Below are 8,016 nucleotides of genomic sequence, written 5' to 3'. Positions count from 1 at the left end.
CGGCCTGGACCAGCGACCCGGCCGCGCTGATCGCGGCCCGGGCGGCGCTCGGGGTGGCCGGCGCGACGCTGATGCCCTCCACGCTGGCGCTGATCACCACGATGTTCCCCGACCCCCGCCAGCGCGGGATGGCCATCGCGGTGTGGGTGACGATGTTCTCGGTCGGCATCGCGCTCGGCCCGGTGGTCGGCGGCGCCATGCTGGAGTACTTCTGGTGGGGCTCGGTCTTCCTGCTGGCCATCCCGATCATGGCGCTGCTGCTGATCGCCGGCCCGGTGCTGCTGCCGGAGTACCGCGACGAGAACGCAGGCCGTCTCGACCTGGCCAGCGTGCTGCTGTCGCTCGGCGCGATCCTGCCGGTGATCTACGGGCTCAAGGAGATCGCCAAGGGCGGGGCGGGCGTGCTGCCGGTGCTGGCCCTGGTGGTCGGCCTGGCCGTGGCGGGCGCCTTCGTCCGGCGCCAGCGCACGCTGGCCAGCCCGCTGCTGGACTTCCGGCTGTTCGCCGGCCCCACCTTCCGCACCGCGCTGGCCACCCTGCTGGTCAGCATGCTGGTGGCGGGCGGCACCTACCTGTTCGTCACCCAGTACCTCCAGCTCGTCGGCGACCTGTCGCCCATGACGGCGGGCCTCTACCTGCTGCCGGCGGCCTTCGCGCTGATCGTCACCTCGGTGGTCTCCCCGATCGCCGCGGCCAAGGTGCGGCCCGCGTACGTCGTCGCGGCCGGTCTGGCGGTGTCGGCGCTGGGCCACGTCATGCTGGCGACGGCCGACAGCACCTCCGGCATCGCCCAGGTGGTCACCGGCTTCGCCTTCGTCTACGCGGGCGGCGGCCCGCTGGTGGCCCTCGGCACGGACATCGTGGTCGGCTCGGCCCCGCCGGAGCAGGCCGGTGCGGCCTCGGCCCTCTCGGAGACCAGCACCGAGCTGGGCATGGCGCTCGGCGTGGCGCTGCTCGGCAGCCTCGGTGCGGCCGTCTACCGGGCCGGGGTGGAGGTGCCCGGCGGGGTGTCCGACGACGCGGCCGGCACGCTCGCCGGGGCGGTGGAGGCGGCCAAGGGCCTGCCCGCCGATGCGGCGGGCGCGTTCCTGGACTCCGCCCGGGCCGCGTTCACCGACGGCATGAACGTCATCGGCGGGATCGGGGCCGTGCTGGCGCTCGCCAGCGCGGTGCTGGTGGTCCTGGTGATCAAGGCCCCGCCGGCGGGGGCCGGGGCGGAGGAGGAGGCCGGCGCGGAGCCGGTGGTGGCCGCGGCGGAGTAGCGCCGGTCGGCGGCGCAGCCGCAGCGCCCGACGGCCGGTCCGGGACGGGACCGGCCGTCGGCGCATGTCCGGACGCCGTCCGCCGTGCCGTGTCCGGCGAGGGCCGCCACCGACCGTGTTGACATACCGACGGTACGCAAATAGGTTCAGTTGACATACCGTTGGTACGTGAATGGGGATGCCGTCCATGCTGGCCAGCTTCCGTCCGGTGATCTGTACGTCCCGCCTCGACGAGACCCGCGCGTTCTACGCCGGGCGCTTCGGCTTCGAGACGGTGCGCGAGGCGCCCTGGTGTCTCGTCCTCGGCCGCCCCGCCCCCCGGCCCGTCGAACTCACCCTCGTGGACCCGTCCCACCCGGAGGCGCCCGAGGAGTGGAAGCGGCCGGTGCGCGCGGTGCGGATCGTCCTGGAGGCGGACACCGGGGGCGGGCGAACGGTCGTGGACCCCAACGGCGTCCGCGTCGACGTCGTACCGACAACTGCGAGGGACCCAAGGGGAGAGGTGCCATGGCAGGAAGAATCGATCCCGACACGGCGGCCGCGGTGATGCGCGCGGCGGGCCTGGAGCCGTTGGAGCCCTACCCGGGCGCCAACGTGGCCTGGAACTGCCGCTGCACCGCCGGCGCCCACCGCGTCGCGCCCACCTTCACCCTGGTGCGCACCGGCCGGAGCGCCGGCTGCCGCGAGTGCGGGCGCACCGCCGCCGGCCGCCGGCGCCGCGCGGCCGGACAGGAGCGTGCGGAGGCGGACATGCGGGCGGCCGGCTACGAGCCGCTCGACCCCTACCCGGGCGCCCGGGTGCGCTGGCGCTGCCGCCACCTGCCCTGCGGCCGGACCGTCCACCCCCGGCTGTTCAAGATCCGTGCGGGCGGCGGGGGTTGCCTCACCTGCGCGGGCCGCGCCCCGGTGGACCCGGCCGCCGCGGTGGCCGAGATGCGCGCGGTCGGCATGGAGCCGCTGGAGCCCTTCCCCGGCCGGGTGCGCGACCAGTGGCGCTGCCGCTGCACCCGGTGCGGCCACATCGGCACCCCGATGCTCAACAACATCCGCCGCGGCCAAGGCGGTTGCTACCCCTGCGCGCACCGCCACCGGCAGCCGTCCCGGCTCACCGCGCGCGCAGCGCCTCAAGCAGTCGGGTGAGCGCCCGGACGGTGTCCGCCAGGTCGTCGGGGCCGCCCGAGGCCGCCAGCCACAGGGCCGCCTCGTTCATCGCACCCGACAGCAGGTGGGTGAGCGGCGCGGCCGGCTGGGCGGGGATCGTCCCCTCGGCGATCAGCACGGCGAGCACATCGGCCAGGTGCCGGCCGGAGGTGGCCTCGTTCATGGCCCGCCACTCGCTCCAGCCCAGCACGGCAGGCCCGTCGACCAGCAGGATGCGCTGGACCGACGGGTCGGTGGAGGTGCTGAGGAAGGCCTCGCACCCGGCGACCAGCTGCTCCCACGGCTCCTCCCGGGCGTCCGCGGTCACCGCGATCCGCTCGGCCACCTCCTGCTGCACCTGCTCCAGCACGGTGCGGAACAACGCGGTCTTGCTGTCGAAGTGGTGGTACAGCGCGCCCTTGGTCACCCCGGCCGCCGCCACGATCTCCGCCAGCCCCACGGCGCCGTACCCCTCCGTCGAGAACAGCCGCCTGCTCTCGCGCAGCAGCGACTGCCGGGTCTGCTCCCGCTGCCGGGCCCGCACTCCCTGCGCCATCGTGGCCCCCTGTCCTTGACGTACTGAAGGTATGCCAACAAGGTACCGGCCCGACACCCCTCCCACCGGCCCCGGTCACCCGACATCCCCCGCACCGCTTCTGTCGGGTCACCGGGGCCGGTGGCGCCGCAGGATGGGGGCATGGACGACACGACCTTGACCTCCCGCTTCCTCCGCGACGGCTTCGTGAAGCTGGAGGGCGCCGTCGCGCCCCGGGTGGCCGCCGACTGCGAGCGGCTGCTGTGGCGCGAGACGGGCTGCGACCCGGACGACCCGGCGACCTGGACCCAGCCCGTCCACCGGGTGGGCGGCCTGGCCCAGGGCCCGTTCGCCGCCGCCCCCAACTCCCCGGCGCTGCACCACGCGTACGACCTGCTGGTCGGTGCCGGGCACTGGGAGCCGCGCTACTCGCTCGGCACCTTCCCGCTGCGCTTCCCGCACCCGGAGGAGCCGGACGACGCGGGCTGGCACATCGAGGGGAGCTACCTGCCGGACGGCGAGACCTGGTACTTCACGAACCTGCGCTCCCGGGACCGGGCGCTGCTGATGCTGTTCCTGTTCAGCGAGGTCGGCGAGGAGGACGCCCCGACCCGGATCAGGGTCGGCTCGCACCTCGACGCGCCGAAGGTGCTGGCGGAGTACGGGGAGGACGGCGCGAGCGGGTTGGCGCTCGCCCCCGCCCTGGTCGCCGCCTCCGACCACCGGCCGGTCGCCTTCGCCACCGGCTCCCCGGGCGACGTCTACCTGTGCCACCCGTTCCTGGTGCACGCGGCGCAGCCGCACCACGGGCGGCGGCCGCGCTTCATGGCCCAGCCGCCGCTGATGCCGGCCGCACCGTACGAGCTGGAGCGGGCCGACGGCGCCTACTCGCCGGTGGAGCTCGCGATCCGCCGGGGCCTGGGGCTGTCCTAGGGTGTGTCTGACACACCCTGGCGGGCCACCCGGTTCAGGACGCGGGGGTGGGTGCACGGGCGCTGAACTAGTCCTGGAAGACCACTTCCGGATTGTCCGCCGAGGGGCCGTCCAGCAGCGGGCTGGGGATCCCCTCCAGCGTCCGGTCGAAGAACGCCGTCACGTACGCGCGGGTGATCGCCACCCCGCGCTCCGGGGAGAGGGGCGGCGTCGGGAACCCGGCCTGCTCCTGGATCAGGTCCAGGTCGGAGAAGCTGAAGTGGTCGGCGCCGGCGACCGTCAGCCACTTCTTGTAGCCGCCGAGGGCCGCCCAGGCGTCCCCCCACGTGGTGTCGGTGCCGCTGGGCGAGTGGCTGTCGGTGATGCCCAGCATGAGGAACGGCCGGTCGATCCGGCCGGGCGCCGGGGCCGGTTTGAAGGCGCCGTCCAGGTTCACCCCGGCCCGTACGCGCGGGTCGGCGACCATCGTGTCGGCGGCCGCCGCTCCGCCGATGGAGTGTCCGGCCATGCCGATCTGGTGCTTGTCGATGAGGTGCGCCAGGGGCCACGCGGTGTTGCCGTGCGTCAACCGGTCGATCACGAAGGACGCGTCCAGCGCACGGTTGGCGGGGACGGAGTCGACCTTCGTCGGGTCACCGCAGATCGCGCACGGCGGTGTCCGGCCGTTCGCCAGCGTCTCACCGCTGTCCCCGTTGGTGTCGCCGACGAGCGCGACGACGTAACCGTGGCTGGCCAGCTCGGTCGCGAGCGAGGTGAGCGTCATGCGCGGGTTCTCGAACGCGGGGGAGAGGACCACCAGCGGATGCTTGCCGCGCTGCGGCCGCGCGCCGTCGAAGGCGTGGGTGGTGACGCTGGAAAGGGTCTGCGGGGTGACGCCGGAGCTCGCCGGCACGTTCCGGCGCTGGAGGATTCCGGCTGCCTCGGCGAGGGTCGTGTAAGGGGCCGGAGTGCCGGTCCCGGGGACGGCCGGGTAGACCATCGTGACGGCCAGTTGGCGGGGGCCGGACGACGGCACCCACGGGTCGGGACGGCTCTCGTCGGTGAGGTGGATGACGTCCTCGCCGGCGGCGTAGGGGCCGGTCGGTGCGGGGAGTGCGCCTTGGAAGGACCGCGCGGCCGCCGGTGCGTCCGCCGGCGCGGTCGTGGCGGCGAACCCGGCGCCGGTTCCGGTGACGAGGGCGGCGAGCGCCAACGCCGCGACAACGCCCGTTCGGTGATTGCGTTTCATGGGAGGGACGCTAGATCCCGCGGCTCCGGATCGGATCAACCCGCAGAGGCAACCGTCCTGTTGTCGCTCGTAGCCTCCGTGGGGTACCGGAGTGATACGCCAGTACTACGGTCGCCCGCTCTCCCGGCCGGTCACGCCTCGACGGGGACCCCGAACCGGATCGAGTAGCGCTGCTCCAGCTCGGCGACCCGCCCGGGCAGCGCGTCGCGCACCCGGGCCAGCTCGGCCCCGTGCTCCCGGACGAAGGTGTCCCGCAGTGCGGCGCGCAGCGGCTCGCGGGCCGCCTCGACCGGCCGCATGCAGAGGGCGTAGGCCGCGCCGAGGCGGCGGTCCTCGGCGCGGGCGGCCTCCTCGGTCGGGGCGCTCTGGAGGGCGCGGTCCACCTGGTCGAAGAAGTGCTGCTCGCCGTCGGCCCGGACGCCCTGCCCGGCCAGGCAGTCCGGCAGCTCCCGTCGGGCGGCGAGCACCGCTTCGTCCCGTTCCAGGACGGCGAGGCCGGTGAGCCAGGCGGACTGCAAGGGCCCGTAGCCGGAGCGCAGGTGGTCGGAGGCGGTCGCGCCCTCCCGGTCGCAGCGCTGCTGGGCGGCCGGGTCGGCGGACGCCGAGGACGTCCCGGACATCGGTGCCGGGGCGGTCGGGACGGTGCTCGGGCTGAACCCGTGGCGGGCGATGTGGGCCAGGTCGGGGATCTCGAACTGACGGATGAACATCGGGGGCGGGGCGTCGGGCACCTGGACGCGGGCGGTGGCCAGGCAGTCGCGCATCGCCCGGTCCCGGACCAGGGCGGTGAAGCCGTCGAGCCCCTGGGTGAGCCGGGTGTCCACGCCGTTGGCCGGCAGCAGCATCGGGGTGAGGTCCGTCGGCAACCGGTAGTCCACGGCGGCCCGTTCGGCGGAGGGCGGCGCGGTGGCGGCCGTGGCTCCCGGGCCGGCGGCCGAGCATCCGGTCGTCAGGGCCAGGGCGGCGCAGAGCAGTCCGGCCGCCGGGTGCGGGGCGGTGGTGCGGCGCGGACGCCGGTGGACGCGGGGCATGGGCGGAGGACTCCGGCGGGGCGGGGGAGGACGGGAGCGGTGATGGGCGCGAAAGCACCGTGGCCCCCGCCCGCTGTCCGGGCGGGGGCCACGGGGGGGCGTCAGTGCACGACGACGAGCTGGTCACCCGGGTTGCGGCTGATCACGGTGAACTGGGTGCCGGGGCTCAGGTCGGTGATCAGGGTGTTGGCGGGGTCGTTGATGTCATGGGTCCCGTTGTCCAACTGGACGTAGCCGCGCGAGGCGCCGATCCAGCCACTGCCGGAGGACTTCCGGTAGTAGCCGGCGTAGCCGGAGTACTTGCCCCACGGGTTGTTCGACCAGGAGACGTTGACGTCGTGGCACGGGGAGTTGGACTTGGTGAGGACCGTGACGTTGTTCAACGTGGTGCCCTGGCTGGTGATGCTGTTGGGCACGCAGCCGGCGGCCGAGGCGGCGGGCGCCAGCACGACCACCGAGGTGGCGGCGGTGCCGGCCACGGCGAGGGCGGCAAGGAACTTCTTCATGAAATGACTCCCCAGGGGAACGACACGGGCGGCGGAAATCCCGGCAGGGGCCGCCCAAAGCGCCGCAAGGTTATCCCGGGAAATCACCCCGACCTGCACGATCATCTGCTTTACGGCGTCTTTGCCTCATCTTGTGATCGTATTGAAATAGTTTCGGAAGTGCATTCAGCCCACCACGCTCGCGACCCTGGACACCGGGTGCGACGGCCCGGCGGGCGAGCGGATCCGCACGTTCGGCGAGCTCGGCGCCGCGATCGTGGCGGAGGCCGAACGGCTGCTGGCCGGCCCCTGGCCGCCGCACGGACCGCGCTGACGGCCCCCCAGCGGAAGTGTCCGGTCAACGTCGGGTGAACGTCGTGGTCGGTCCGTACGGGCCGCGGTGAGGATGGACCCCGCGCCGGCGACGGCGATTCCTACCGACTGGGGGGCAACGAATGAGGTACCGGTACACGGCCGTGCTCGGTGTGGCGGCCGCACTCGTCACGGTGATCGGCGCGTCGGGAACGGCGAACGCCTACTACAACCAGGACAACCTGGTCATCGGCAGCGTCAAGTTCATCGATCACCACCTCGGGAGCGTGTACGGCAGCTACGAGCTGAGCTCGACCACCTACAGCACCGGCGCGGCCAACCTCCGCTGGAAGGTCGCGTCCGCCGCGCCCGACACGGGTTACCCGAACGTCCAGCTCCGCAACGACAGCAGCGGGCGCTGCATGCGGGCGATGAGCTCCGGCACGGTCCAGATGAAGTCCTGCGACGACAAGGACCCCTACCAGATCTGGGCGATGACCAACGGCGCGTACGGCACCCAGTTCTTCAACTTCGCCGTGCGTTCCTGCCTGGACAACGGCAACAACAGCCCCTACCTCTTCCACGAGGAGGGCTGCAACAGCAACAACCCGTACCAGAGCTGGTACCTGACGCGGTAGCGCGCGGGCCGGAACCGGAAAGCAACCAGAGCAACCACCGACAACACCAGGAGACACCGATGATCACGAAGCGCACCGCCGTCCGCCTCGGCGCCGTCGCCACCGTCGCCGCGGTCGGCTTGGGCCTCAGCACCGGGATCGCGTCGGCCGACACCACCTACCCGGCCAACGTCCCCGGTTGTGCCGGGGGCATGGTGGTCTCGTTCTACAGCGGGCACGACCACGTACAGGGCTACGCGATCTCCACCGGGGGCAACGCGTGCAGCGTGGTGCTCTCGCAGTCCAACGGCGGGAGCTCCAGCAACTGGACCAACATCCCTCACGACACGGCCTGGACCGACACCCTGCTGGACGCCGGGATCACCTCGCACGTCGTGGTGTGCAACGGCGACACCGGCCGATGTGCCACCAGCGCCTCGTACTGACCGGTGCCGTTTCCGACCGCCCGGCCC

The 8,016-nt window shown here is 73.3% G+C and carries 10 protein-coding genes; 6 read left to right on the top strand and 4 right to left on the bottom strand.

The annotated features are described in order from the left end of the window. From ACFXPX_RS42815 to ACFXPX_RS42805, 3 genes are all read left to right on the top strand, one after another. The coding region (locus ACFXPX_RS42815) for an MFS transporter (RefSeq protein WP_380645012.1) at positions 1-1,262 on the top strand (1,262 nt) is incomplete at its 5' end. 187 nt (positions 1,263-1,449) lie between these two features. Continuing rightward, positions 1,450-1,809 (top strand): VOC family protein, encoded by a 360-nt coding sequence (locus ACFXPX_RS42810; protein WP_380592850.1) that lies wholly within the window; start codon positions 1,450-1,452, stop codon positions 1,807-1,809. Further along, complete coding sequence (locus tag ACFXPX_RS42805) at positions 1,770-2,402, top strand: hypothetical protein (RefSeq protein ID WP_380532837.1); 633 nt, start codon at positions 1,770-1,772, stop codon at positions 2,400-2,402. The genes ACFXPX_RS42810 and ACFXPX_RS42805 overlap by 40 nt, the downstream gene beginning before the upstream one ends. On the opposite strand, the gene ACFXPX_RS42800 is transcribed toward ACFXPX_RS42805, so the two are convergent. Then, a complete protein-coding gene (locus ACFXPX_RS42800) occupies positions 2,368-2,958 on the bottom strand; it encodes a TetR/AcrR family transcriptional regulator (protein WP_380532839.1) in 591 nt (196 codons plus the stop codon). The two genes, ACFXPX_RS42805 and ACFXPX_RS42800, sit on opposite strands and share 35 nt — an antisense overlap. 141 nt (positions 2,959-3,099) lie before the next feature. Here ACFXPX_RS42800 and ACFXPX_RS42795 point away from each other — a divergent pair, with 141 nt between their 5' ends. Then, a complete protein-coding gene (locus tag ACFXPX_RS42795) occupies positions 3,100-3,870 on the top strand; it encodes a phytanoyl-CoA dioxygenase family protein (RefSeq protein WP_380645011.1) in 771 nt (256 codons plus the stop codon). Positions 3,871-3,937: 67 nt separating this feature from the next. On the opposite strand, the gene ACFXPX_RS42790 is transcribed toward ACFXPX_RS42795, so the two are convergent. The 3 genes from ACFXPX_RS42790 to ACFXPX_RS42780 all read right to left on the bottom strand — a co-directional run bounded on the left by ACFXPX_RS42790 (position 3,938) and on the right by ACFXPX_RS42780 (position 6,635). After that, entirely contained in the window at positions 3,938-5,098 is a 1,161-nt protein-coding gene (locus tag ACFXPX_RS42790; protein WP_380645010.1) for an alpha/beta hydrolase family protein, read from the bottom strand. A gap of 131 nt (positions 5,099-5,229) precedes the next feature. After that, positions 5,230-6,129 (bottom strand): hypothetical protein, encoded by a 900-nt coding sequence (locus ACFXPX_RS42785; RefSeq protein ID WP_380645009.1) that lies wholly within the window; start codon positions 6,127-6,129, stop codon positions 5,230-5,232. Between the two features lie 101 nt (positions 6,130-6,230). After that, positions 6,231-6,635, bottom strand: a complete 405-nt coding sequence (locus ACFXPX_RS42780; RefSeq protein ID WP_380528591.1) for a hypothetical protein — start codon at positions 6,633-6,635, stop codon at positions 6,231-6,233. 434 nt (positions 6,636-7,069) lie between these two features. Here ACFXPX_RS42780 and ACFXPX_RS42775 point away from each other — a divergent pair, with 434 nt between their 5' ends. Both ACFXPX_RS42775 and ACFXPX_RS42770 read left to right on the top strand, forming a co-directional pair. Then, positions 7,070-7,564: a ricin-type beta-trefoil lectin domain protein gene (locus tag ACFXPX_RS42775; RefSeq protein ID WP_380592843.1), complete on the top strand. Its 495-nt coding sequence runs from the start codon at positions 7,070-7,072 to the stop codon at positions 7,562-7,564. A gap of 59 nt (positions 7,565-7,623) precedes the next feature. Beyond that, on the top strand, positions 7,624-7,989 hold the full coding sequence (locus ACFXPX_RS42770) for a hypothetical protein (RefSeq protein ID WP_380528599.1): 366 nt from the start codon (positions 7,624-7,626) through the stop codon (positions 7,987-7,989). Positions 7,990-8,016: the final 27 nt, after the last annotated feature.

Source organism: Kitasatospora sp. NPDC059146, from assembly GCF_042786665.1.
Classification (GTDB): Bacteria; Actinomycetota; Actinomycetes; order Streptomycetales; family Streptomycetaceae; genus Kitasatospora.
This window is presented reverse-complemented; position numbering and strand designations above follow the sequence as displayed.